Annotated in this window: 1 protein-coding gene; it reads right to left on the bottom strand. The window is 59.2% G+C overall.

Annotated features, from left to right (window positions below; all coding sequences use genetic code 11):
• Positions 1-333, bottom strand: a 333-nt coding sequence (locus tag HJ536_RS20725) for a transposase (protein WP_177159286.1), incomplete at its 3' end; no start/stop codon positions are given.
• Positions 334-338: the final 5 nt, after the last annotated feature.

Here is a 338-nt window from a genome sequence, read left to right on the forward strand (position 1 = left end):
CAGCCGCAGTTCAAGGGCCTGTTCGGCGACGACTTCCTTCAGATCGCGGGCCTCACGGCGAAGATCTTTGACCTCGGTCGATGTCGCTGCACGCGCGGTGTCACCGGCGAGGCGCTTCTTGCCAGCTTCGAGGAACTCCTTGGACCAACTGTAGAAAAGGCTCTGCGCAATGCCTTCTCGTCGGCACAGATCGGCAATGCTGTCCTCGCCTTTCAGGCCGTCCAGCACGATCCTGATCTTCTCTTCCGCTGAATACTGCTTGCGGGTGGCTCGGCGGATATCTTTAACGACCTTCTCGCCGGGGCTCTGTTTGGTTCCGGGTTTCTGTCTCATCTCCA

It is taken from the genome of Donghicola mangrovi (assembly GCF_013377535.1).
In the GTDB taxonomy this organism is placed as follows: Bacteria; Pseudomonadota; Alphaproteobacteria; order Rhodobacterales; family Rhodobacteraceae; genus Donghicola; species Donghicola mangrovi.